A 23,203-nucleotide genomic window follows, 5' to 3' on the forward strand; every position below is an offset into this window, starting at 1 on the left:
TCATTTTACATCCAGCGCCACCAAGCGACATAGACAAGAAATTTCAAGCGAATACTTAACATCCTTTGCCACGACATGCCATTCTTTGCCATTGACTTTCCAACCCAAGGTTGGAAATAGGGTTGGAAAACGCGCGAGGCACCCATGGCAGCAACCGGCAGAGAAAAGACCAAATACCCGGGCGTGTTCTTCAGGGAAGTCAGAAGAATCGGCGGCCCCGGTGCCGAGAAAGTCTTCTACATCGTCTTCAAGAAGGACGGCAAGGTTATCGAGGAGAAGGCCGGGCGGCAGTACGCGGACGACATGACCGCCGCCAAGGCTGCCCGCATCCGGGCCGAGAGGATCGAGGGCAAGCGGCAATCCAACAAGGAAAAACGCCTTTCCGCAGCCAACCAGGTCAACCGCGTGACCATCGACGCCATCTGGACCGTCTATCAAACACACAGCACGGGGAAGGCCAGTCTGCGAGGCGATATCAGCCGCTACAATCGCTATCTCAAGGACAGCTTCGGACACACTTCTCCGGAAGATATAACCACACTGGAAATCGACAACCTGCGTATCGAACTCACTCAGCAGAACAAGGCACCACAAACGATCAAGCATATCCTCGGCCAACTGCGTAGGATCATTCGCTTCGGCGCGCAAAAAGGCATCTGCGAACTCCCTCCCACGTCACGACTGCATTTCGAGATGCCCCGCATAGACAATCAGAAAACAGAAATGCTAACCTCGGAACAACTGGCGCGATACATCAAGGCCCTCGACGAAGAGGAGGATCAAGGCGCTGCAGCCTTCCTCCGCTTGGCGCTCGCTACAGGCATGCGCCGGGGTGCTCTTATTGCCCTCAAATGGGATGACATCGATTGGCAGCGAAGCATGATCCGCCTGCGGGGGGAATCCGCCAAGAAGAGAACGACCGACTTCATCCCCCTGACCGCAACGGCACGGCAGATACTCGCGCAGATACCCAGGCTCGGCAGCGAGCACGTGTTCCCTGGGAAAGAAGGGGAGCAGCGGCAGGACTTCCGACGCATCGCAAGACGGGTGAAGAAGCGCGCAGGCCTACCCGAAGACTTCAGACCCTTGCATGGCCTACGTCATGCCTACGCTTCTTTCCTCGCCTCCAGCGGTCAAGTAGACCTGTACACCCTACAGAAACTTCTGACCCACTCCAGCCCGCAAATGACCCAGCGATACGCCCACCTAGCCGACGAAGCGCTACAGCGTGGCGCTAGCATCATCGACAGCGTGCTCTCCAAGGCTCCAACCGAAGACACCCCCTAACCTGCCACTTGACCTTTCACAGCGATCAAGCTAATGCCCTTGACTAGCGGGAGCCATACGCCGCCAATAAAGGAGCTCACGACATGCTAAGTTTTTGATCTCATGAAATATAGCGCTTAAATAGCCCCCGCTAACCTCGCTTTATGCGCTAATTCCATACTCTCTTTTTTATTTTGAATGCCACCCCTGCACGCAGCACTGCTGCCATGGCAAAGGGGCTTTTCTTTTTAAGGCATTCAGAAAATCAGGAGACGCCAATGGAACCCTCAGCGCCCCCCTCTCCTCGCCTTACGCAGCATGCACCGTCAGCCATAGCGTACGACATAATTCGCTGCGTCGGCCTGACACAAGCAGCGCTCCCTTCTCAATAAAAGCAAACCAAGCCGCACCCAATCCGCACAGGATCGTGCTCGTAGCTATGTTGCGCCTAAAAAATAGCGCACTACGCCACACTTAGGAATGCTTTACCCACTTTGGCACTATAATTTCGCTTGAAAAATGTGGACGACTCCTGTCGTTCACATCATATTCATCATGCAGAAAAATTTTCTGCACGATGTGACACTTTGGCATATCTCTCAAAAGCACATAAGTACACAACTTACGCGCCACGAGACATCGCCACGACGTCTATGACAAAATTTAAGCACTACCAATCAGCAAAGTGCGCACAATCACAAAGGCGCACCGAACAAGGGGAACACAATGAACACTGCACAAACCTCCGCCACTCAATTTCTCTCGCCAGTCCACGCACCAGAGGCATTGCCCGGATGGCTGACAGAAAAGCAGGTTGCACTGCTGACTTCACTCAGCGTGTCCACCTTACGGAACCATCGCCAGCGCCGCATGGGCATCCCATACGTGAAGCTCGGCCGATCCGTGCGCTATGCCCGTCGGGCCGTTGAAGACTACATGAACGCCCATTCAATCACCTACTAACCATCACTGGAGAGCGCCATGTCCATGCACTTTCGCCCAAGTGACTCGACGCACATCGAAAACGCCACACGCACACCGACCCCAGAGAGCAAAAGGGCTCGAAAGAATGCGAGCCAGCTCAGCACCGAAAGGAACACGGTCAAGGACCTGCTCGGCAACGGTGTCCCGCTCCTCAAAATCCGCCATCAGCTCGGCCTCACTGCACAGCAGCTCAACAGCCACATCGCCGCACTTTGCGCCGAAGGGTTCAGTGTCCAGCAGCCACAATACGAAGTCGTGACGGCAAAAGCACTACCGCCTGCAGTCCAAAAACAACTCGGAGCGACCGCAGGCGACCTGGTCAAGTGCGAACTCAACGGCACGAGCCTCGTGCTTAGCGTTGTCACGGACTAATGAATAGCGGGTGGGGAGGTGATACCCCCCACCCCAACCAACAAGAATTGGAGACCACACATGAGCTTTCCTAGGCGCTTCGAACCCCATAGCGGGGCCAGCTTTCGCCGACATGGCGACTCAATCCACTCCACGGCTCTCGTTCACAACGGCCAAGCATACGAAGAGGAACTCTTTGCCCATGCCCTCGATGAGCACATCAACGCGATCGCTCGAAAGCTGAAAGATGGCCCTGAGCCAAACAGCTTCTTCCGCCGCACGAGCTTTCCCCACCCCAGCATTCCGCCATCCCTGGCCCTCGTCCGCCCTATTGCCGACGCGTGCGGCCAGGACTACATCACAGTACTTTGCGCCCTTCTCGGCAGTACCTCCATGGCGCTAAGGGGACGGTACCGCGTGCGAGTAACTTCCACATGGGAAGAGCCACTCGTGGATTACTGGCTAATGATCGGCGAATCCGGCACGCGCAAAAGCCTGCTGGTCGCGGTACTTCGCAAACCCTTTGATGGTTTCGCGACCGCCCCTCCGAAAGAATATCTCCTTCGGCCAGGCGAAGCCGAGACCCGCAAAACGCAACGCAAGCTTGCCGATCGGCAGGCCTCACGGGTGGCCCGCGCCCGACTGAAAGGCATCTCCCTGGATTTTTCAGAGGTTGCAGCCCGAGAGATAAGCGCTCTCTCAGCCGAGACGGTCACCTTTCTCGACAAGTTCAAACAGGATCCGCCGGTCGCAGTTCGCCTGTTCTTCGAGAATGGTAGCCTACGGAATCTGGCACGCCTCATGTCTGAGCAAGGCGGCTGCGCCAGCCTTCTTGACGCCGAGGGAGGAATTTTTTCCTCTCGAACCTTCAAAGACATGGACATCAACTTGCTCCTGAAAGCCCACGCAATGGAGCACTACTCGCACGATCCGCACAACGGGACACCATGCCAGATCACATCCCCAGCCATGTCCATGCTCATATTCGCACAGCAAAGCGTGCTGCACGGCTTGCTGACGAACAAGGAAGCTGTGGATCGGGGCCTGATGGCACGATTCCTCCCGATCCAGCTCCACGCGCCGATCTTCAAAATAGAAGATACATACAGCGACTCATCCTTCACCGATGCTACCTCGAAGTATGAGAAAAAGATACGTAGCATGCTTGAGCGCAACTACACACAGGATAGCGCTAGAGGCATTCAAGAAATCAAGACGACAAAAGATGCCGAAAAAATGTTTCTTGCATTCAAAGATGAAAACGAAAGACTCGCACTGCGAGCATCAACCACCCCCGCAATTCATTCCATATTGCGCAGGCTACCTGGACATGCCGCACGAATAGCAGGCGACATTCATGCATGGAAATACGACGATCCATGCGCTGCGCTAATCAGTGCTGAAGACGCTGAGTACGCCATTGAAATATCGAGGTACGTGCTGGAGAACGCTACAAACCTCTACGACATAGAATATCAAAGGGATTTATTTTTTGCCCAAAAAATCCTTTCTTGGATAAAACGCTGGGACACCCAAGACAACATCCTCCACTTCGACTCGAGAATCGCACAGCAAAACGTACGCGGCCTAAACAAAGATAACGCGATCGGAGCACTTCACCTTCTCTGCGAAAATCACTTCCTAGAAGATATTACAACGCCTAAGACTAGCCCTATCTTCGTGGTTAACCCACAGATATTCACGCGAAGGTTCTGATAAACCGCGCCCCAAAATGCCACGGAAAGCGCCCCGGACCGTCTACAACCACACATGTAGACAGCCCGGGGCGCCTTTTTGGCTCTTTAGACCACCCTCAACTCGCATCAGGAAGTATTAGGTAAGAACTTAAAAGCAAACTCACCCCCTGGCAGATCGGCAACTTTCCGCCCTTATTTACGCCCTACTCATGGGGAGAAAACATGGCATGACTGCTAGCCCAATCACTACGCCTAGCGAGCCTCACCACACACAGCGCGGAAGTCCTACTCACCCAGCAACTGCACTTTTGAACATCGTAGCTGGAGTTGCCCCTGCTAAACCGGACACCCTGCGGCTGCTGATGCGCGGATAAATTCCCTGGGGGATTTCATCCGCAAGCCCTTGTGAGGGTGCCTCTCGTTGTAGTCCTCGAACCAGCCGGGAAGCTGGGCCAGAACCGTTGCCACATCAGGACGGGCGTGAACATGCACGTAATCCCGCTTGAAGGTGTTCACAAAGGCCTCGGCCATGCCGTTGCTTTCCGGGCTGCCCACCGGCGTGAAGCGCGGAAGCAGGCCTAACAGTGTCGCGAACGCCACCGTTTCCCTGGCCGTGTAGCAAGAGCCGTTGTCCGAGAGCCATTCGACGGGCTGCGGGGCCTTCACGACCCCAAACCGCTTCTCTACGCACTCCAGCATCAAGTCCTGCACCATCTGCCCACTGATGCCCGCCGTGGTCGCAATGGCCCCCATGGCCTCGCGGTCGCAGCAATCAAGGGCGAAGACTACCCTCACCACCTCGCCACTGTCGCAATGAATTTCAAACCCGTCTGAACACCAGCGAAGATTGCTTTTGAGGGTGATGACCTTGCCGTCGTGGCTGCGGTCTGGCCGGTAGCCCTTGTGCCTGGCCAAAAGCAGGCCATGAAGGCGCATGATCCGATACACGCGCTTGTGGTTGACGCGCGCATGACCATCCTGGACCAGGCGACGATTCAGCACCGCGCAGACCCGGCGGTAGCCGTAGGTCAGCCGATGGTCGATGATGTCCCGAATCAGGGGCAACAGCACCTCGTCCTCAGCCTTGGAGTAGCGGGGCGGACGCTCCCGAACTGGGTCTTTCACTCTTTCGGCCAGCCTGGAGCGCGAGACCGTCAGCGCCTCGGCGACACGCTTCATCGGGAACCGTCCTCCCAGGGCAACGGAGTGCGCGAGATCAGTTTTTTTTCGCGCGCAATCTCCAACGCCTCCTGAAGGATTTCGACCTCCATGGTCTTCTTGCCCAGCATCCGCTCCAGATCGCGTATACGCTTCTTGAGCGCCCGAACTTCTCCGGCTCCGACCACCTGGTCATCCGCTTGGACAGCGGTCTTGCCTCCGTCGCTCATGAGCTTCCTCCAGCGAAACAATTGGCTGGGAGAAAGGCCGTTTCTGCGGGCGACGTACGAGACGTTCATCCCCGGCTGCAACGACTCCTGGACCAGTTGAACCTTCTCCGCCACCGTCCAACGTCGACGCTGGGCTGTGGTCAACACTTCCACCACTGCTCCCCCGTTAGCACTAGGTCTGGACATAGGGCTAGACCTATCTCCTATCGTTGGCGGGGTGTCCGGCCCAAATGGGGGCTACTCCAGTAGCTAGCTGACGGAACTGCGCAACCGCACCACCACCCCAGCCTCCCACGACGACACCACATCCCCTGCACTGCGAGGACCGCATAGCACCTGCATTCCCACGCTACCAACAACTCAATTCGCCAAACGACCACACCACATATATTATGACAATTTTTCCGCCAATATACACCACCACTATTAGCACGAACCCCACCCAAAACAGCCCCGCAGATCGATCACTGCCCATCATGCTCGAACTAGGTAAATGGTAATACAGATTAAGACTATAAATATCCATACACATAACGAGAGTATGAATAATAAAAAACACTACAAAGCAATACTACAAGACATAAACACACGCACTAATCAAAACAAAACAATGAACAAGAACTAACGAACCAACACAGGAGACAAGCATATGGACTACAGTAGTTGCAAAAAATATGAGATCATCAACGGCATCATGGATAAGTATCACAGTGCGCTTGAGCAATCACTTGTTGATCACAGCAAGGTCATGCAGGTCAGGCTAGATTTGCACTATCCCGAAAACGGATACGTTACGCCTAACAGCACACACATCCAAGACTTCAGCTACAACCTCAAACGCAACCTTACGCGCAAAAGGTTTGCCGGGAGCCACAATCCCGATCCCAAACTCATCTGGGTGAGGGAGCAGAGCGAAAGCGAGCACCCACACTACCACGCCCTGATGCTCGTCAATGGCAATGCCTTGGACAACCCTCACTCGATTTTAGAAAAAGCGAGCAGCCTTTGGGGCAGGGCATTGGGCGTCGATCCGGCCGGACTTGTTCACCGCTGCGATAGGGACAGGAACGGGAACAGGCAGGAAAACGGCATAATGATCAGGCGGGGATCACCCGACGAGGCTGCCCAACGAGCCAAGTGCGAGCAGCAGGCTTCGTACTTGGCGAAAGCCTACAGCAAGGACATCCGCCCAAAAGGGGCATGGACCTGCGGGGGCACCAGAACCTCAAAGAGAGGGGCAAAATAATGTCCGGAAGCTGACCGTTAGCCGGTTTCGGGCTCCTGCATCCAGGCGGGAATATCTCGCTTCAACACAGCTGGCTAAGCACGGCTGCGCGTCAACAGCCAAGCCCGCAGGCCTGATTGATTAATCTAGCGGGCACAGCGTGGTGGTGCGGAGGTAGACCTGCCTCAGCGCGTCAATGGAGCCGAACACGGCAGTTTCAGCGGTTTCTCTTAGGAAGTAGCCAGCTTTTTCCTCGACATCCCAAGTGAGCCTGTTCACCTAGGAAACTGGTTTAAATCAGTGTCCACAGTTATGTGTCAGGATCATGGACAGACAGGAGCGCCCCTCGGCATCCATTGCCACCTCTCCAGAAAACAGAATGGCCAACCTGTGTTCTACGGGGTGGGCATTATCCGTCAGGCAAACGCGCAAGAAGAACGTCGACGCGCTATTCCTGTCTTTTCAAATCATCCAGAAACTCTGATCCCGGCGCAACACAGCTCACCATCAGGTTGTCGCGCGCCCGGGTGCAGGCCACATACAGCAGATGCCGCTCGGTTTCGTAAACCTCTTCAAGATCCGCATTGTCCGCGACAGACTCTATACGTTCCTGCAGGGGCACCACCTCGTCATCACACGCCATCACGGCCACGGCACGAAACTCCAGCCCTTTCGCAAGGTGCATGGTGCAGACTGCCGCCTCGCCCGGCGCCGTGTCCAGCCGGGTGTCCAGCACCCGGAAAGGAATCCCCGCCAACTGCATTGCACCGGCGGCACGCCCCAATTCCTTTTCGGAACGCACGAAAACGCCCAGCTCGGATGCCGAAAGCCCCTCGCCGATCCGTGCCGTCAACCACCGGGCGACAGCTGCAATCTCTTCATCCGGGGAAGGCGCAACCAGAATCGTCGGCTCCGGCCCGTTGAAGACGGAAGTTGTCCCCCGCCGGTCGTCCGTATTGCCATCCACATCGGCTACCGTGGGGCCGAGCAATCTGTCCGCCTGCTCGCGAATCTGGTGCGATGTCCTGTAGTTGACGCGCAAGGTTTGGCAGCGCCCCCGCACCTCAACCCCCAGCGACTTCCACGAAAACGGCAACTGAAAGATCCGCTGGCCAAGGTCACCGGCAAAGAACAACCCATTGGTCCTGCCTGCGCCCAGCGCCGCGAGAAACCGCAGCTGGGGCACGCTGACGTCCTGTGCCTCGTCAACCACCACATAGTCGAATGGCGGAGCCTTGAGGCTGGCCACATGCCCGGCCAGGCGCGTAAACAGCCCGGCCCGCGTCACTTGGTTTTGCTCGGCGAGACCGGCAGAAACGTAGCTGAACACGTCCCAAAGCGCTTTGCGCATCTTTTCCGGCAGACGCGTTTTTCTGCCAAGCCGGGGGACGTCTCGGTACTCTTCCCATGTTTTCAGTTGCCAGGCATCCACGACTTCATCCCACTCCGACAACATGAACTGCTCGCTTTGGCGAATGCCCGTGTTTGTCGAGGCAGCCCCCCTGATCAACGCCGAGACAGTCTCCGCATCCGCAACGCGAAGCCGCCCGAGCCACAGCCGGTTGAGTCGCTCGCCAAGGGCATCCATGGCATGGACGTCAATGCGCTCCCCGAGCCGAGGTTCATTTCCCGCAAGCACCTTGAGCTTGTTTCGCAGGGCGTTCGCAAGGAGCTCAGAAAAGGTCGCTAGCAGCACCCGGGCATCCGGATTCTTCCGGGCTAGATTTACGGCCCGGTGCAGCGCGACGATGGTCTTGCCGGTGCCAGCGGAGCCGGAGACACGGGCGGGGCCGGAGAAGTCACGCTCCACGGTCTGCCGCTGTGCCGGGTGCAGAAAGACAGTCCATTTTTCCCAAGGGTAGTCGAGGGCCCGCTCCAGTTCTTCGACATTTGCCACCACGCGGAAACGCCGCTGGGCGTCCGGGTGGTCGAACGGTGCGTACCTGCCGATCTCCGTTGCGGCGGCCATCTTCGGCTGTACGCCCGTGGCCAGAGCAAGCAGGGCTTCAGCAGCCTCTGCGGGCAAGTGATCGGCAAGATCCAGAAGCGTGTCCTCGGTGGCCTGACGGACAGCCCCCAGCCACTCCATCGGCACACCGTAACCGAGCAGATCTTCGTCGGTGATCCTGGCAAAAAGCAGGGGGCTAGCCGGAGTGACAGCAGAGGGCTCCTTCCAGCCAGAACCATCAACATCCTGCACAACTTGCCGCAGTTCAACCAACTGCGCCGCGCCCGTCTTCGGATGCGTTTCAAGCTTGCGCACCTCGGCCCAGCGGTAAGCCTGCTCGTGGTGGTCGACGTAGCAGAGAAGAAGGCTGGCCTGCGTCCGGTGGACGATTATCCGCACATCCGCATTTACCCGCACCGACCAGAAATTCTTGTCGCGCGCACGGGTCAGCTTGTGGAAGCTCATGCCGGGGTTGGCCGGGTTGAGCTGAAGGTCGAAGGCGGTGGTCTTCACCGCTTTCTGCTCGTCGCCGGTCAAGCGGCGAAGGCTGTCGGTGAAGGTGTCGGCTATGCGAAATTCCATCAGGCCCTCTACGTTGTCTTCTTGGCGATGGATTCGAGAGCTTTGACAGCTCTGAGCTCTATGCTCTCGTGCGCAACTGTCCCGAGAAAGGATGCGACATCAACATGGCAAACCGTAGGCGGCATTGGCTTGCCTTCAAATTCGTACAGACTGGTTATGGCAATAGCCCCTTCACCTAGCACACTTTTCAAGGCCCCAGGCTGTCCCCAGTTCATTATGCGGCAATCACCCGGCCCAAGAGAAGGGATGCCGGTAACGAACGGCCCCTTGTCGACAGGGCGCGGGGGATCTGGGTTTTCTTCATCAAGCCCGTACATGACCATTAGCGGGCGGGACGTTTCGAATCTGACATTTTGAGCCAGTCCATTCCCTATGTTTCTGATCACAAGCTGAATGATGCTCGGCCGATGCAGATCATGCACTGCCGAGACGACAACGTTCGGCTCCGCCTGAAACTTCCGTGTCTTTCTGGCTTCCAGCACGAGTTGCGCAGTAAACCATGCCAACACCGCGGTAAAGAGCAGCAGGCCAAAAGAACAAACAGCACTAATCGTATCCGTAACGCTCGGGACAGCGGCGCTCTGCAGCACTCCTTCCCTGACCGCATCTACAATCTGCTCCGTCGCCAGTGAAACCTCGCCTGCCATGTCGCCTCCTGCCCTACACTCGGAACACCTTCATGACCTCGTCGCCGAGGTGGTTGATGACCTTCACCGCAATGCGACCGTTTTTGGGCTTGTCGAAAGGCCTAGACGTGTCGCTATTGAGCGTCTCCCACGCATCCGCGTTGATTTCCGCCTTGAGGGTGGTCTTCAGAGCCTTGTAGGGATCGTTTGCGCCAAGAAAGTAGGCGTGCCGGACGAAGAAACTCTCTTCATTATAGTCCGTGTCGATGAACCAGCAGGCGATTCCATCCGGGCCGTCGCTTCGCACTTCGCCCGAATTCGGGTGGAAGACATCAACGCCCTTCACCTTCACCTGAATCTGCCCGTCCTTGGTCGGAATGATGTCGATGTCCGGCTCGCCGAAGATAACGAAGAGGTTGCCCTTGCCGGTGTTCTTGAGCTCGTCGGACATGTGCAGGTCTGCGTTTATCCGCGCCTTGAGTACGGGGATGCGTCCAAGCTTCGAGAATTCCGTGGAATGCGCGTCGTAATTGAAGGCGCATGCAATGAGCACGTCAAAGCCCGCCTCTCCGGCCTCGCGCGCGGCTTCCACCAGGTCGGGGCGGGAAACGGTGCCGAACTCCGGCCCGATGAAGACGGCGGCACGTTTCTCCGGCCCCTGCCCGCCGCCCTCCGCGTAGCGCCCTTCGGCACAGACCCTGTCGCCCGGCCACGGCACAAGCGAGGTGAACGTAATTTTATCGTCCTTGCGCGACTGCTGGACCCCGGCGGTCTTCAGGTTCTCCAGAATCATCTGCACGAAGTCCTGCTCGCCACCTGCCGCCTGCCCCTGCTTCGTCGGATCGATGAGGTCGTCATTCTCGTCCACGGCCAGCACGCGGTGCGGGGAAAGGCTCTCCACGGTGAACGGACCGGCCACGCGGACCTTCTTCTTGTCCTCGTAGGGCTTGTCGTAGAGGTACTCGAAGTCGGCCTTGGCGGCGATGGACGCGTCAATCTCCTTCTGCCGGGCGATGCGCAGTTGCCACCAGCGCTTGTGGGCATCCTTCGCTCCCGGTGCCCACTTTTCGTCGGCCTCGCGGGGGATTTCCCATTCCTCCCAGCTCTTGCCGAGCGTCTTGTTCAGCTCGGCCCGGAGCGGCTCAAGGCGCTCCTGATACTTCTCCCAGATGACATCAATCTCGGCGTTGTTGGCGATGGACTTCAGCGTGATGTGAGGCACCCGCTCGTAAACGAAGCCGTGGCGGATGTCGCCATACGTCGGCTTGCTGGAGGGCGCACTGTTGGTAATCTCCGCTTCCTTGAGCTGGCCGTCCTTGCTGTCGGCCAGCAGGTAGTACGAATACCGCGCGCCCATGATGCGTGCGCGGGCCAGCGCCAGCGCCACGCGGGAAGTGTCTATGGTTATCCAGCGCCTGCCCCACTGCTCGGCAACGTAGGCCGTGGTGCCGGAGCCGCAGGTGGGGTCGAGCACAAGGTCGCCGGGGTCTGTAGTCATTTGAATGCAACGCTCAATGACTTTACTATTTGTTTGGACGACATACATCTTGTCAGACATAAAGCCGCTTCCGGTGTCACGCCATGACGACGTCATCGGAAGTACCGGAGAATCATCTATGTAACGCCGATAGGCAAGATTGATACCGTTGGGCATAATTCTGTCTGCTTTATCAAGTCTTTTCATCCCTAAATCTGTTGTTGACCAGCCTCTGCCACCTCTAGGAGCAAATTTTTTCCCACAACAATATACGTCAAAGTGCATAGCCGACCCTTCACCAGAAGGTCTACCTTGACGCTGTGATGTTGCATCACCTTTCATAAATATTCTTGAACCATCACATAAACTTCCATCATATTGAGATTCACTCAAATCAATATTTCTCACATATCTATACCCTGTTCCACCATCTTGCCCGGCAATCTTTTGCCTGTACATTGCACGAAACTTAACAATACTCTGATTCTTTGCATACCATAGCAAAAAGTCATTATTCTGCGCTAGGTATCGTGATGTTTGTCCGGTAGTAGTTTCAAAGGCTATAACGGAGCAACAATTTGAATCTCCGAATATCTCATCGAGCAATGACCGAACTCGATGCATATTCTCTTCACCAATTTGCACAAAAATTGAGCCACTTTCACACAGAAGGTCACGAGCACATGTAAGTCTATCTCTCAAATAACCTAGGTATGTATGAATCCCATCGCGCCACGTGTCACGAAATGCTTTTACTTGCTCTGGTTCACGTGTGATTTGGTCTGTCTTCCCATCAGTCACCTTCGTACTTGTGGTGGACCACTGAAAATTTGAGTTAAACTTAATCCCGTAAGGTGGGTCAAGATAGATGCACTGGACCTTGCCGCGAAGCCCTTCGCGTTCGGCAAGGCTCGCCATGACCTGAAGCGAATCGCCCAGAATCATGCGGTTGGTCCAGTTGGCGTCGTGCTGGTAGAATTCAGTCTTGGCATCCTCGGTCGGCAGACCATTGAAGTCGGAAAAAAGGTCATACTGTGCCTGTTTGGACTTTTTCTCTTCCTTCGTTCGACGCATCAAGTCGTCAATGAGCACCTTGGGGTGCACCTTTTCCTGAATATACAGCGGCGGTGCATTCACCACGAGGTCCGACCAATCCTGTTCGTCTTTCCCTCGCCACATGAGTTGAGGGTCGAGGTCGCGGTTGCGCTCGTAGCGCACCTGCACCGGCGCCTTGTCACGTTCGGTCATGATGGACTGGTATTCGGCCGTAGGAATGTTCTTTCGACTAGCGTCACCATGTGTGATGGCTTCAACTGTCTTGGGGGTAGAGGGCTTGGCCATGGTTATTTCTCTCCCGCGCCGGGGGCGGCGATTGCTGTAATCATGCTGTTGACCGAGGAACGGACCTTGTCCGCGAAGTCAGGCTCCATGCGCAGCACCTGCGTCAGTTCCGTGAATGCCCAGCGGCCATAGGTGCCAAGGTTGCTCACGCCCGGCACCCAGTACGTATCCATGGTCGCCTTCTTGTCTTTGGCGTCCTCACCCCTGTAGCCCTTCACCTCAACCACCAGGTTGAGCAGGTCTTCGCGCCCGTCATCCACTTTCACGATGAAGTCCGGCAGGTAGCGGCGCGTCTCCGAGCCGAAGCGATAGGGCACCTCGAAGCCGAGGTTGTGGTTCTTTACGTAGGCGCGCACACGGGGGTGTTCTTCCACTACGCGGCAGAACTCGGCCTCCCAATCGCTGTCGAGGATAGCCCAATTGATATGGCAGAGGTTCGGACTCGTCTGCCACCGAAGCGTCTTGGTCGTATTGAAGGCGACATGCCGCGTGCTGCCAGTGGGGTTGTAGGGATCAAGTACGGCCTTGACCGGACACGTTTCACTGTGCGCACTTGTGATGGCGTTGGTGATTCGTTCGCAGGCGATGTCGGCCAAAGATTGATACATGAGTTGTGCCGGGAAGGTGCCACCCTCGCACACAAGGCAGGTGTCGAGCCATTCCTTGGCGATACGCTTAAGTTGGCCGAAGAGGTGAAGCTTTGGCTCCGTGTTCGGGTCGCGCCATTTGGTGTACAGCAGGCGCTGGGTAAGGTGGAACAGAAGCGTCGAGCGGCGCAAGTCGCCAGTGTGGACAAGATTAAGGTCCACTCCCTCGCCAATGATGCCTTGCGTTCGCGTGCTGGTTGCACCGACCTGTTCCGGCGTCAACTTGAGCACGGAGTCTGCGTTGAATTTCGCGGTGAGCCGCTCTTCCGGCAGTTCCACGCGGTACCCGGCGACGTTGGGGAAGCGGATTTCAAGGTGGTCGCGCTCCGGGCTCATGGCCTTCACGTGGATGGTCACACGAGGCTTAAGCGGCTTCACCGGCACGGACTGCGCCGTAAAATCGAAGGGGATGCCGAGCACGTCGGCGTATTCCACATTGAAGAGCCCCTCGTCGTTCAGGTCATAGGCCTGACGCCGAAGGGCACGGCCGATGACCTGTTCGCACAAGAGCTGCGTGCCGAAGGCGCGGACGCCGAGCACATGGGTGACGGTGTTCGCATCCCAGCCTTCCGTCAACATGGACACGGAGACGACGCACCGGATAGAGCCGCCCAGCCTGTCCGGCTTGCCCACGGTGTTCATGACCTCGCGCAAAAGGTCGTTGTCTGACAGATTCTCTGCCTGTCGCGGGTCGCCCGTTCGCTCGATGATTTCGCGCCGGAATCGCTCGATTTCATCAGCGGCCATTTTGCGGAAGTTGTCATCAAGGGCCTCGCCCGCTTCAAGCTGCTCGCTATCAATAAGCAGGGTGTGAGGCCGGGCCAGCGGGTTGCCGTGGTCGTCAAAGTTGCGGAAGAGGGGCAAACGCCCGTTTTCCAATTCGGTGGTGCCGTCCTCATTCTCGCGAAAAAAACCGGAGATGTAGTCGAAGACAAGCTTTGACGCGGCCGTGTTGTTGCACACGACGATGAAGCACGGCGGCACATCAATGCCGGCGTCCTGCCAAAGTTCGAAGGTCTTCTTGTAATGCCCGTAGAGAGCCTCCAGTGCCGTCTGCAGCTCCGGTGGAATGCTCAACGGATCTAGCCCCTTGGCCTTGCCGCGCCCTTTTTTGGGCATCTTCTTTCGGATGTGTGACCAGAGATTGCGGAACATGGGCATGTCCGCGCCGGGAATGTTATCTGAGATAGGAACACGTGGCAGTTTGACGATGCCGCATTCGATGGCATCCATCAGCGAAAAATCGCTTACGGTCCACGGAAACAAGGTACCCTCTGCGTAGCCGGAGCCTTTCAGAAAGAAGGGAGTAGCAGACAGGTCGAAGACGCGAGCCACTCCAAGCTTGCGATTCACCATTTCCAAGCCGGAAATCCAGAGACGAGCGGCCTCCTTGTTCTGTTCGGCTTCCTGCTTGTCATCGGCATCCAGCGCTTCTTCCGGTTCGCCCGGTTTCTCCCGGTAGCAATGGTGCGCCTCGTCGTTGATGACGAGGATGTTCTTTAGTCCCATGAGGTCAGGCATGACACGCTGAATCATCTGACCCTCAGTTTCCAGTGTGGCCAATTCAGGGCCACGCCCTTGCAAGAGGGCCCGCCCACCTTTGGATACTTCAAGTCGTTCGCGAAGCTTGAATGCGTGGTAGTTTGTGATGACGATTTTTGCCTTGCTCAAATCAGAGAGCATATCAGGCGGCACCAACTCGCGACTCTGGTAGTAGCTGTCCGGATCATTCGGCTGCAGCACTCGCAGGCGATCCTTGATGGTCAGCCCTGGGGCAACAACAAGAAAACCACGCGTAAACTTTTTGCTGCCGGGATGACGAACGGCATTTAGCGTCTGCCAAGCAATGAGCATGGCCATTACCGTTGTCTTGCCTGCCCCGGTGGCAAGCTTGAGTGCAAGGCGCAGCAGATCGGGGTTGGATGCGGTGCTGGCTTTTTTGAGGTGCTCTACGAACTTTTTTCCGTAAGGAGTGTTCGGTGCGACCTCAGTAAGCCAGATGGCTGTTTCGGCAGCCTCCACTTGACAAAAGAACGGGCGGATACCGCTGAATTGATGAAAACGCCAGTGTTGCAGCAAGCGGGCCGTCGTAGGAGTGACCTGCCACTGACTAGGGCTGGGAAGTTTGCGCCATATATCAACCTGATTCCGGATTTCATTGATGGTCGAAGTCGCATCGTAGCGCTGCCCGTCAGTCGACAGCCCTTTGCCTTCATCAATGCCCAATGAGTACTGCTTCTGCCCCCCCTGCTTCTTCGGCTTGGGAATGGGGGTAATGAACGACACCCTGCGCCGCGATTCGATAATCTGTTGGGTAGGCTGCCCAGTCTCATCGAGTTCCCAGTGGCGGGAGGGGTATTCATAGGGAGAATTGAGAATTGGGCGTTCAAAAAAGGGGTTGGGCATGAAGCAGCTCCTTTGCACCGAGAAGACAGATATAGACGCAGACTCGTCCAACCGGTTTGTGCAAAGGATTAAAAGGATGAAAGAAAAAATGCAATCGTATATTCACTCGGTTAAGTGGGGCGAGGGGCCAAGCGTCGCACTATGGAGCAACGCGCGGAGCAGGGGGGCGGCGCCCTTGGAGACCAGACGATGCATGACTTGTAGGCGTAGGTTCTGCTCGTACTGGCTGCATCGGTCAGGGGACACTCGCCCCGGTCCTTTCCCAGGACAAAACGAACTTCCAACTGAACGAATACACCAACGATTCATGGACGAAGTTCAGGGTACGTTCCGACGATGTTTTCAGGATCATTTACCGTCGACTAGACAGGCAGTCGGCATGGTGCCCCGCCATGCCGCAAGGCGCATCGCCCATCATCTTTTCAGATATACATTACATTCATGATACTGGGGAGATATTCCCGAAAACCGCCCTGATACCCCGTGTATCAGGGCTTTCCTCTTTCCAAGGAGCCGCCATGGACAGCCTTCAGTACACCTCCCCCGAGGTCACCGACCTCGCCAAGGCCCTCATTGCCGTTCAACACACCCTGCAACCGGCCATCAAGGACCGTGAGAACCCGTTCGCCAAGTCCCGTTACGCCACCCTCAACTCCGTCATGGATTCCTGTCGGGATGCCCTGCTGACCAACGGCATCTGGGTGACCCAGTACCCGGTTCCAGCCGAAGCCGGACACCTCGGCCTAGTCACCAAGCTCACGCACGCGGAGTCCGGCCAGTGGCAGTCGTCGCTGCTGGTCATGCCCCTGCCCAAGGCCGACCCGCAGGGATACGGCAGCGCCATGACCTACGCCCGCCGGTACGCGCTTTCGGCCATGCTCGGCATGGTGACGGAGGACGATGACGACGGGGAGGCCGCATCACGCGACAGGCCCGCACGGCAGAAAACGCCTCGCCAGCCTCGGTCTCAAGCGCCTGCTGCCGCACCTGCGCAGCAACCGCCCCAACCACCGACGACTCCTCAACCCAAGCCCGCAAAAACAGCACATCCAGCCCTGGCGTCACTGCCACGGCTGGATGGGGTAAACTACTCGACGGCCACTGCCCAGGATGGCCGTCTTTGCATTCTGGCGTCGGGCAACACGTCTGCCCGCAAGCAACTGCTCTCGGCTGCCGGGTTCAAATGGAACGCCGAGCGCAAGGTCTGGTGGCGGTACGCCGAGACCGCCTGATCCTCATCACCACGCCAAAGGCGGGGATTCCCCCGCCATGGGGGAGCCTCGCCCATTCGATGGAGCCCCCATGACAGACACCTCGCAATCCCCCATGCCTCCGGCATTGCCGGACCCTCTCTGCCTCCTCGCCGAATCCCTGCTCGCGCAAGAAATCCACACCACGCAGACCCAACTGGGCGACCGCAGCACCTACGTCGGCATGTCCGACATCGGCGCCGCAACGGAATGCCTGCGCTCGGCAGCTGCCTGTAAGTTGGCATCGCCGGGCACGCAGCCCCACATCATCCCGCCTCAGCATGTCGGTTCCATCCTGAAGCGCCACCTCCCACTGCATCGAGGCCACTGGCAGGAAACCGGGGTTACCGACTCGCTCACCAGAAGCGGCCACCGACTCATTCCGCAACTGGAAATCAGCGCTTCCTTCCACGGCGTGCCCATCAAGGCCCACCTGGACATCACCCTCATCCACGAAGCTCCGACACCCGTCATCCGGGTGCTGGAGCTGAAAAGCAACGGGCACCTGCCCGAAACCCTCTACACCTCCAACGAGGTGCAACTCTACGGGCAGATCGGCCTGCTGGAGAGCACCTGGCATCGCCCGTGCTGTTCGCTTCGGGACGAGGACGGCCAGCCGGTCTTCACCCGCAAGACCTTCCCGGAGGCGGCTCGGCTCCTCTTCGGCATCGACCTGCCAAGCACACCGGAAGGCGTGACCATCGAAGGCTGGGTGCTCTCCATCTCCATGGCCGATGCCAAGGTCTTCGGGCCGTACACGCCCAACCGGACCATGCTCGGCATCTGCTGCAACACTGCAGCCGACCTGTGGCAGGCCGTCAACGCCGTCAAGGCGGGGCAGTTGGCGCTTGACGACCTCCCATACTGCCAGGGGTTTCACCCCCTGTGTGACTGGTGCGACGTCAATGCCGCCTGCCCCAAGTTCCGGCCCATGCGGGTTGACGGCATGCCCGTGGACCTCGGACCCGCCCATGCCGCGGACCTCGACCATCTCGCCAGCCTGAAGGAGCGCAAACTCGCCATCGAGGGCGATATCGCAGCGATCGAAGGGCGCATCCGCACCGCATTCCAGCGCATCGTTGCGATAAGCGACCCCCCGGCCCGGGACTGGATAACCGCGGGCAGGCACCGCTTCCGGGTGGCAGCCATGCCCGGCAGACAGACCATCGACCAAGCGGCCCTGCAGAAGGAACTGCAGGCCCTGACCGGTGATCCCCAAACGGCAACAGACATCCTGGACCGAGCCCGCAAGACCGGCCAGCCTCATGAACGGCTGTTCATCAGCCCCATCAACGGAAAAGGAGAATGACCATGGGATACTACAGCGAAGTCGCCCTGTGCCTGTCCGGCAACGGGCGGGCACGGCTTGATGCGGCGATGCACGAGGCGAGGCAGCATGCCACCAACCCCGGCGATATCGAACTGTTCCTGCAAAACGGCCTCAGGCAGGACGCGCCGGACTCGGAAGGCGTGCTGTACTACTGGGAAGGCGTCAAATGGTACGCGGATTTCGAGGAGGTACGATTCATCACCGACGTCATGGATGAACTTGACGTTGACGACTACCTCTTCCTGCGCATCGGCGAGGACGTTGACGATGCCGAGATTCTCGGCGGCTGGTGGGACAATCCCTTCGATGCGCGCCTGTTCCGAACCATCGACTTCGGCTAAGGGGCGTCGGCGCAGCCCCCTCGGTCAGCGCGGCCCCAGGCGCACCGCTTCCGGATCATTCCAGGGTGATGCCAAGGGCGCACATCCGGGCCTTGGCATCTTCATGGCTCACCACGCGGCCTTCACGCACGGCATCCAGCCCTTGCTGCACCGTGCGGCAAAACCGCGCATCGCGGTCAAGAAACTGCGCAACGGCATCCTTAATGACTGCTGCACGCGTACTGCCAGTGGTTGCGGCGATCTCGTCCAGCCGATCCACGGTGGCCTTGTCGAAACGGATGCTCGTCGAATGCGGCATGATCACTCCGTGGGTGGGTACGCCCGACCAGGCTGCCTCATGGGTTCTTTCCAGGTTCCGTGTCCACGCCCCACTGCGCGAAGCACTCCCGGACCTCATCATTCGATGCGAAGAGTCCGGCATCCGCCTGACGAACGCCTTCCGCGATGTCGGCCACAGCCCACTCCTCGTCCCGGACATACCGCCGAACGGCTTCGGCCATGAGTTCAGGCACGGGCCTGCCCATGGCTCTCGCCAGAGCCTCCAGTCGTCCCTTCGTTTCCGGGTCGAGATGCGTATCCCAATCGGCCATGCGTACCTCCCCATTCCGACGGCATAGCCAACATCCCAAACCGACACAACATCAAGGAGCACCACCATGCCCCATACCGATTCGGGCCTGCACGCGTTGCAGCCCGTCGATCTCGACGCCGGCGCCGTGTTCAGCGGCACCCCGTCGGGCCGCATGATCAAGGGCTACCGCCAGCCCTCGACGTATACCCCCAAGGCCGATCCCGACCACATCTTCCACGAGACCACACGCGACATCGTGGTCTGGCTGATGACCGCATCCGATCCGCTCTACGTGTTCGGCCCCACTGGCAGCGGAAAGTCCAGCGCCATCCGGCAACTGGCCGCCCGGCTCAACTACCCTGTCTTCGAGGTCACCGGGCACGGCAGGCTGGAGTTCCCCGACCTCGTGGGCCACCTGTCCGTGCATCAGGGGTCCATGGAATTCCGGTACGGACCGCTGGCGCTGGCCATGAAGCATGGCGGGCTCTTCCTGCTCAACGAACTGGACCTGCTGGAACCCGCCACGGCCACGGGCCTCAACGGCATCCTCGACGGCCAGCCCCTATGCATCCCGGAGAATGGCGGTGAACTGGTCATGCCGCACCCCATGTTCCGGTTCGCGGCCACGGCCAATACCAACGGCGGTTCCGACGAAACGGGCCTCTACCAGGGCACCCTGCGCCAGAACCTCGCCTTTCTCGACCGGTTCTGGCTGTGCGAGATGGGCTACCCCGAACCCGCAGCGGAAGAACGGTTGCTGGAGCGCATAGCGCCGCAACTCCCTGCACCCCTGCGGCGCACCATGATCGACTACGCCAACGAGGTCCGGCGTCTGTTCATGGGCGAATCGGGCACGGCACATGGCGCCTCCATCGAGGTGACCTTCTCCACCCGCACCCTGATCCGCTGGGCCGACCTGACCCAGCGGTTCCAGCCGCTCGCCCGGCAGGGCATCCAGCCCGTGGCCTACGCCCTCGACCGGACGCTCGGCTTCAAGGCCACACGGGAAACCCGGACGCTCCTCCACGAAATCGCCCAGCGCATGTTTCCCACGGGGGAGTGAACGGGGACGCTGCTACCGCGCCGAACACGTCCGCTGCGGACACCCCCGGCAAGGATGCCGCGTCTCCCCGAATCCCCGGCAATACCGGCCTGGTGCTCCAGTTCATGGATTCCCTGCTCACCCGTCAGTCTTTTGATCCCGCCTTCTTCGCCTCCCTCCCTTCGTCTCCCTGGCTGCGCCTCGAAAAGGACACGCCTTCGGGCGGCAAGTTCTGGTCCTGCACCATCCAAGAGCACGGCATCGACCTCCACTGGGGCAAGCTCAATACGCAAGGACAACGGCTCGCCCTGGCCATCACCCGGTGCAACCGAGGTAGCCCCATCCGCGAGGCGCGGTCACGCATCTTCGGAAAACTCAAGGAAGGCTATCGGCTCGTCTCGTCATACGGCCCCCTCCCATAACCGCGATTTCCCTCCCGACGATTCCGCATTCTGGAACGACTCTGCCCTATACCGCACCACGAGGAGCACGGACTCATGAAAGCGACATCCGCCATGCGCATCTTCCCCTTCACCCGCAGTATCCATCTCGTCCGGGATATCCACACCAACGGCGTCCGCCAACACTGGAAGGCGGAAGCAGAACTCTACCTCCTCAAGCTCTGCACCTGGACCGGGGATGACGAGGAACCCCATCCCTCGCGGGTCACGGTCCACACCATCGGGTGGGGCCAGTGCCTCGACGAAGACCCGGTACAAGAGATGTGGCTACGGGCCGCAGAGAAGATCGAAAAAGGCCACTACCACTTCCTCAACGGAATCTAGGACGCCCCTCCCCCGAGGGGCGTTCCGCTTTTATGGAGCACGCACATGAACGACACCATCCTGAACTGCCTCATGGCCATCAACCTCGACGTGAACATCTGGACCGCCCGCCGCAAGCTGACCCCGGCGGACTTCGGCGGCGCGGACCTACCGCCGGAGGAACTTGCCTCGCTCGGCAGCAAGCGCATCTGCGACCCCGAGGAACTGAAGATCTTCGGCACGCTGAAGGCGCGCGCGGTGAACCTGCTCGACCGTCACGGCGTCCGCTTTCTTGGCGGTTGGGGCATTCCGGAGGAAAAAGCCCCCGTCCTTGTGGAAGAACTCGACCGCATTCGGGACGAATTCCTGGCAGCCAGGGATACCTTCCTCACCCGGTACGATGACGCCGTTCGGGACTGGATAGCCCGGCACGGCGAGTGGGAACGCATCATCGCCGATTCCACCGTCAGCGCGGACTATGTGCGCAGCCGCATGGGATTCCGCTGGCAGGTCTACCGCATCGTGCCACCTGCCCCAGGCGATGCGGAGCCGGTGGCCCAGGGGCTTGCGGAAGAGGTGCGCGGGCTTGGCCGGACCCTGTTCGACGAGGTGGCCAAGGCCGCCACCGAGGCCTGGCACAAGTGCTATGCGGGCCGCAGCGAAGTGACCCACAAGGCGCTGTCTCCCCTGCGAACCATCCACCAGAAACTGGCCGGGCTCACCTTCGTGGAACCGAGGGTAGCCCCGGTGGCCGACCTCATCGGCACGGCCTTCGCCAACCTGCCCAAGCGGGGCAGGATACAGGGGGCGCATCTGCTCATGCTGCAGGGGCTGGTGGCCCTGCTGCGCGACCCGTCCGCACTCATGGAGCATGGACAGCGGATCATGGAGGGGCATCGGCCGGCAGACCTGCTGGATGCCTTGTTGCGGCAGGATGGGGACACGGGAAATGGACGGGTAACGTCCACAGACGAACCCGAAGGTGGGGAAGACGACATGCCCGACCTTGGGGACGACCTTGCGCAGGGCGGCATCCCCCGCGATGTCATGCCCGGCCTGCAACCCGTCCTGCCCAATTGCGGGCTGTGGTAGGTGGCTGGACAGGCCACGCCAACCCGTTTACCTATCGAGACTGTTGACGAGATTGCATGTTACCCGTGAGCACACCATGACAACGCCATCGCCCACACCACCCATCGACTTCGCCCAACTTGACGCCCTCAAGGCGCGGCTCGACCGGCATCGTCCGCTGCCGCCCGACATGGTGGCTGAACTGCGGGCGGACATGGTGCTTCGGTACACCTTCCATTCCAACGCCATCGAGGGGAACACGCTGACCCTCATGGAGACCAAGGTGGTGCTGGAAGACGGGGTGACCATCGGCGGCAAGTCCATGCGCGAGCATCTTGAAGCCATCAACCACCGGGAAGCCATTGGCTTTCTGGAAGAGGTGGTGCGAGACGGACGCGGGCTGGACGAACGCACCCTGAAGGACCTGCACCAACTCGTACTCCGGGGCATTGCCGATGACGCGGGCCGCTACCGGACCCGCAATGTCATCATCTCCGGCGCGGGGCACACCCCGCCCGATGCCCTGCACGTGCAGGAACGCATGGACGCCTTCTTTCGCTGGTACGCGGATGCGGCGGCACGCCTGCACCCCGTGGAACTGGCCGCGCGCGTCCATGCCGACTTCGTGGTGATCCACCCGTTCACGGACGGCAACGGACGCACCGCCCGGCTGCTGATGAACCTTGAACTGATGCGGGCCGGGTTCCCCACGGTGATCATACCGGTGGAACAGCGGGCCGCGTACTACGAGAACCTCGACGCCATCGGGGTGCGCGGCGACTACGCCCCTTTCCTCGCGCAGATCGGCGCGCTGGTGGCGGCCAGCTTCGAACCTTACTGGCGACTGCTCGGCACCGCCGCCTGACCCCACACAGCCCAAGCCGCGAAATGCCCCG

Annotated in this window: 20 protein-coding genes; 13 read left to right on the forward strand and 7 right to left on the reverse strand. The window is 58.9% G+C overall.

The features are described 5' to 3' along the window. The first annotated feature begins 144 nt into the window (after positions 1 to 144). The 4 genes from ACR4XJ_RS08775 to ACR4XJ_RS08790 all read left to right on the forward strand — a co-directional run bounded on the left by ACR4XJ_RS08775 (position 145) and on the right by ACR4XJ_RS08790 (position 4,317). Positions 145 to 1,287: a tyrosine-type recombinase/integrase gene (locus ACR4XJ_RS08775; protein WP_434754876.1), complete on the forward strand. Its 1,143-nt coding sequence runs from the start codon at positions 145 to 147 to the stop codon at positions 1,285 to 1,287. A 705-nt stretch (positions 1,288 to 1,992) separates the two neighbouring features. Next, positions 1,993 to 2,229 (forward strand): helix-turn-helix domain-containing protein, encoded by a 237-nt coding sequence (locus ACR4XJ_RS08780; protein WP_434754877.1) that lies wholly within the window; start codon positions 1,993 to 1,995, stop codon positions 2,227 to 2,229. 18 nt (positions 2,230 to 2,247) lie between these two features. Beyond that, a complete protein-coding gene (locus ACR4XJ_RS08785) occupies positions 2,248 to 2,622 on the forward strand; it encodes a hypothetical protein (RefSeq protein WP_434754878.1) in 375 nt (124 codons plus the stop codon). A 60-nt stretch (positions 2,623 to 2,682) separates the two neighbouring features. Beyond that, positions 2,683 to 4,317 (forward strand): DUF3987 domain-containing protein, encoded by a 1,635-nt coding sequence (locus ACR4XJ_RS08790; RefSeq protein ID WP_434754879.1) that lies wholly within the window; start codon positions 2,683 to 2,685, stop codon positions 4,315 to 4,317. 317 nt (positions 4,318 to 4,634) lie between these two features. On the opposite strand, the gene ACR4XJ_RS08795 is transcribed toward ACR4XJ_RS08790, so the two are convergent. Beyond that, a protein-coding gene (locus tag ACR4XJ_RS08795) for an IS3 family transposase (protein WP_434754880.1) occupies positions 4,635 to 5,872 on the reverse strand; the annotation gives its coding sequence in 2 pieces (ribosomal slippage) (positions 4,635 to 5,527 and positions 5,527 to 5,872; 1,239 coding nt in all). Between the two features lie 463 nt (positions 5,873 to 6,335). Between ACR4XJ_RS08795 and ACR4XJ_RS08800 the strand changes: the two genes are divergently transcribed. Then, entirely contained in the window at positions 6,336 to 6,932 is a 597-nt protein-coding gene (locus ACR4XJ_RS08800) for a YagK/YfjJ domain-containing protein (protein WP_434754881.1), read from the forward strand. 427 nt (positions 6,933 to 7,359) lie between these two features. Here ACR4XJ_RS08800 and ACR4XJ_RS08805 read toward each other — a convergent pair whose 3' ends face one another. Genes ACR4XJ_RS08805 through ACR4XJ_RS08820 form a run of 4 tightly spaced genes read right to left on the reverse strand, consistent with a single transcriptional unit; the run spans position 7,360 to position 15,938 of the window. Then, entirely contained in the window at positions 7,360 to 9,441 is a 2,082-nt protein-coding gene (locus tag ACR4XJ_RS08805) for a 3'-5' exonuclease (RefSeq protein ID WP_434754882.1), read from the reverse strand. Positions 9,442 to 9,449: 8 nt separating this feature from the next. Then, positions 9,450 to 10,088: a hypothetical protein gene (locus ACR4XJ_RS08810; protein ID WP_434754883.1), complete on the reverse strand. Its 639-nt coding sequence runs from the start codon at positions 10,086 to 10,088 to the stop codon at positions 9,450 to 9,452. Between the two features lie 13 nt (positions 10,089 to 10,101). Next, positions 10,102 to 12,885 carry a site-specific DNA-methyltransferase gene (locus tag ACR4XJ_RS08815; protein ID WP_434754884.1) on the reverse strand — a complete coding sequence of 928 codons (2,784 nt, stop codon included), beginning with the start codon at positions 12,883 to 12,885 and terminating at the stop codon, positions 10,102 to 10,104. Positions 12,886 to 12,887: 2 nt separating this feature from the next. Beyond that, the gene (locus ACR4XJ_RS08820; protein ID WP_434754885.1) at positions 12,888 to 15,938 is read right to left on the reverse strand and encodes a BPTD_3080 family restriction endonuclease; all 3,051 of its coding nucleotides are present in this window, start codon (positions 15,936 to 15,938) and stop codon (positions 12,888 to 12,890) included. A gap of 518 nt (positions 15,939 to 16,456) precedes the next feature. On the opposite strand from ACR4XJ_RS08820, the gene ACR4XJ_RS08825 reads away from it, so the two are divergent. The 3 genes from ACR4XJ_RS08825 (at position 16,457) to ACR4XJ_RS08835 (ending at position 18,859) form a co-directional block, all read left to right on the forward strand. After that, positions 16,457 to 17,170, forward strand: a complete 714-nt coding sequence (locus ACR4XJ_RS08825) for an ERF family protein (protein WP_434754886.1) — start codon at positions 16,457 to 16,459, stop codon at positions 17,168 to 17,170. A gap of 70 nt (positions 17,171 to 17,240) precedes the next feature. Continuing rightward, positions 17,241 to 18,497: a hypothetical protein gene (locus ACR4XJ_RS08830; protein WP_434754887.1), complete on the forward strand. Its 1,257-nt coding sequence runs from the start codon at positions 17,241 to 17,243 to the stop codon at positions 18,495 to 18,497. Positions 18,498 to 18,499: 2 nt separating this feature from the next. Continuing rightward, on the forward strand, positions 18,500 to 18,859 hold the full coding sequence (locus ACR4XJ_RS08835; protein WP_035065277.1) for a hypothetical protein: 360 nt from the start codon (positions 18,500 to 18,502) through the stop codon (positions 18,857 to 18,859). 55 nt (positions 18,860 to 18,914) lie between these two features. Here ACR4XJ_RS08835 and ACR4XJ_RS08840 read toward each other — a convergent pair whose 3' ends face one another. Together ACR4XJ_RS08840 and ACR4XJ_RS08845 are read right to left on the reverse strand one after the other, a co-directional pair. Next, positions 18,915 to 19,157: a CopG family ribbon-helix-helix protein gene (locus ACR4XJ_RS08840; protein ID WP_434754888.1), complete on the reverse strand. Its 243-nt coding sequence runs from the start codon at positions 19,155 to 19,157 to the stop codon at positions 18,915 to 18,917. Positions 19,158 to 19,194: 37 nt separating this feature from the next. Further along, positions 19,195 to 19,449, reverse strand: coding sequence for a CopG family ribbon-helix-helix protein (locus ACR4XJ_RS08845; protein ID WP_434754889.1), 255 nt, complete (start codon positions 19,447 to 19,449; stop codon positions 19,195 to 19,197). A gap of 66 nt (positions 19,450 to 19,515) precedes the next feature. On the opposite strand from ACR4XJ_RS08845, the gene ACR4XJ_RS08850 reads away from it, so the two are divergent. From ACR4XJ_RS08850 to ACR4XJ_RS08870, 5 genes are all read left to right on the forward strand, one after another. Continuing rightward, positions 19,516 to 20,493 (forward strand): AAA family ATPase, encoded by a 978-nt coding sequence (locus tag ACR4XJ_RS08850; RefSeq protein WP_434754890.1) that lies wholly within the window; start codon positions 19,516 to 19,518, stop codon positions 20,491 to 20,493. Between the two features lie 104 nt (positions 20,494 to 20,597). Continuing rightward, positions 20,598 to 20,894, forward strand: a complete 297-nt coding sequence (locus tag ACR4XJ_RS08855; protein ID WP_434754891.1) for a hypothetical protein — start codon at positions 20,598 to 20,600, stop codon at positions 20,892 to 20,894. A 75-nt stretch (positions 20,895 to 20,969) separates the two neighbouring features. Further along, a complete protein-coding gene (locus tag ACR4XJ_RS08860) occupies positions 20,970 to 21,257 on the forward strand; it encodes a hypothetical protein (protein WP_167127030.1) in 288 nt (95 codons plus the stop codon). Positions 21,258 to 21,302: 45 nt separating this feature from the next. After that, positions 21,303 to 22,328: a DUF3150 domain-containing protein gene (locus ACR4XJ_RS08865; RefSeq protein WP_434754892.1), complete on the forward strand. Its 1,026-nt coding sequence runs from the start codon at positions 21,303 to 21,305 to the stop codon at positions 22,326 to 22,328. Between the two features lie 76 nt (positions 22,329 to 22,404). Further along, positions 22,405 to 23,172 (forward strand): Fic family protein, encoded by a 768-nt coding sequence (locus ACR4XJ_RS08870; protein WP_434754893.1) that lies wholly within the window; start codon positions 22,405 to 22,407, stop codon positions 23,170 to 23,172. Positions 23,173 to 23,203 lie beyond the last annotated feature (31 nt).

This window comes from Nitratidesulfovibrio sp. D1 (assembly GCF_051133415.1).
Classification (GTDB): Bacteria; Desulfobacterota; Desulfovibrionia; order Desulfovibrionales; family Desulfovibrionaceae; genus Cupidesulfovibrio.

Bases quoted from the DNA above. Each gene is read 5' to 3' on its own strand.
- ACR4XJ_RS08810 (WP_434754883.1), bottom strand. From the start codon at position 10,088: ATGGCAGGCGAGGTTTCACTGGCGACGGAGCAGATTGTAGATGCGGTC.
- ACR4XJ_RS08790 (WP_434754879.1), top strand. From the start codon at position 2,683: ATGAGCTTTCCTAGGCGCTTCGAACCCCATAGCGGGGCCAGCTTTCGC.
- ACR4XJ_RS08820 (WP_434754885.1), bottom strand. From the start codon at position 15,938: ATGCCCAACCCCTTTTTTGAACGCCCAATTCTCAATTCTCCCTATGAA.
- ACR4XJ_RS08785 (WP_434754878.1), top strand. From the start codon at position 2,248: ATGTCCATGCACTTTCGCCCAAGTGACTCGACGCACATCGAAAACGCC.
- ACR4XJ_RS08840 (WP_434754888.1), bottom strand. From the start codon at position 19,157: ATGCCGCATTCGACGAGCATCCGTTTCGACAAGGCCACCGTGGATCGG.
- ACR4XJ_RS08835 (WP_035065277.1), top strand. From the start codon at position 18,500: ATGGGATACTACAGCGAAGTCGCCCTGTGCCTGTCCGGCAACGGGCGG.
- ACR4XJ_RS08775 (WP_434754876.1), top strand. From the start codon at position 145: ATGGCAGCAACCGGCAGAGAAAAGACCAAATACCCGGGCGTGTTCTTC.
- ACR4XJ_RS08850 (WP_434754890.1), top strand. From the start codon at position 19,516: ATGCCCCATACCGATTCGGGCCTGCACGCGTTGCAGCCCGTCGATCTC.
- ACR4XJ_RS08830 (WP_434754887.1), top strand. From the start codon at position 17,241: ATGACAGACACCTCGCAATCCCCCATGCCTCCGGCATTGCCGGACCCT.
- ACR4XJ_RS08800 (WP_434754881.1), top strand. From the start codon at position 6,336: ATGGACTACAGTAGTTGCAAAAAATATGAGATCATCAACGGCATCATG.
- ACR4XJ_RS08860 (WP_167127030.1), top strand. From the start codon at position 20,970: ATGAAAGCGACATCCGCCATGCGCATCTTCCCCTTCACCCGCAGTATC.
- ACR4XJ_RS08865 (WP_434754892.1), top strand. From the start codon at position 21,303: ATGAACGACACCATCCTGAACTGCCTCATGGCCATCAACCTCGACGTG.
- ACR4XJ_RS08805 (WP_434754882.1), bottom strand. From the start codon at position 9,441: ATGGAATTTCGCATAGCCGACACCTTCACCGACAGCCTTCGCCGCTTG.
- ACR4XJ_RS08855 (WP_434754891.1), top strand. From the start codon at position 20,598: ATGGATTCCCTGCTCACCCGTCAGTCTTTTGATCCCGCCTTCTTCGCC.
- ACR4XJ_RS08825 (WP_434754886.1), top strand. From the start codon at position 16,457: ATGGACAGCCTTCAGTACACCTCCCCCGAGGTCACCGACCTCGCCAAG.
- ACR4XJ_RS08870 (WP_434754893.1), top strand. From the start codon at position 22,405: ATGACAACGCCATCGCCCACACCACCCATCGACTTCGCCCAACTTGAC.
- ACR4XJ_RS08815 (WP_434754884.1), bottom strand. From the start codon at position 12,885: ATGGCCAAGCCCTCTACCCCCAAGACAGTTGAAGCCATCACACATGGT.
- ACR4XJ_RS08780 (WP_434754877.1), top strand. From the start codon at position 1,993: ATGAACACTGCACAAACCTCCGCCACTCAATTTCTCTCGCCAGTCCAC.
- ACR4XJ_RS08845 (WP_434754889.1), bottom strand. From the start codon at position 19,449: ATGGCCGATTGGGATACGCATCTCGACCCGGAAACGAAGGGACGACTG.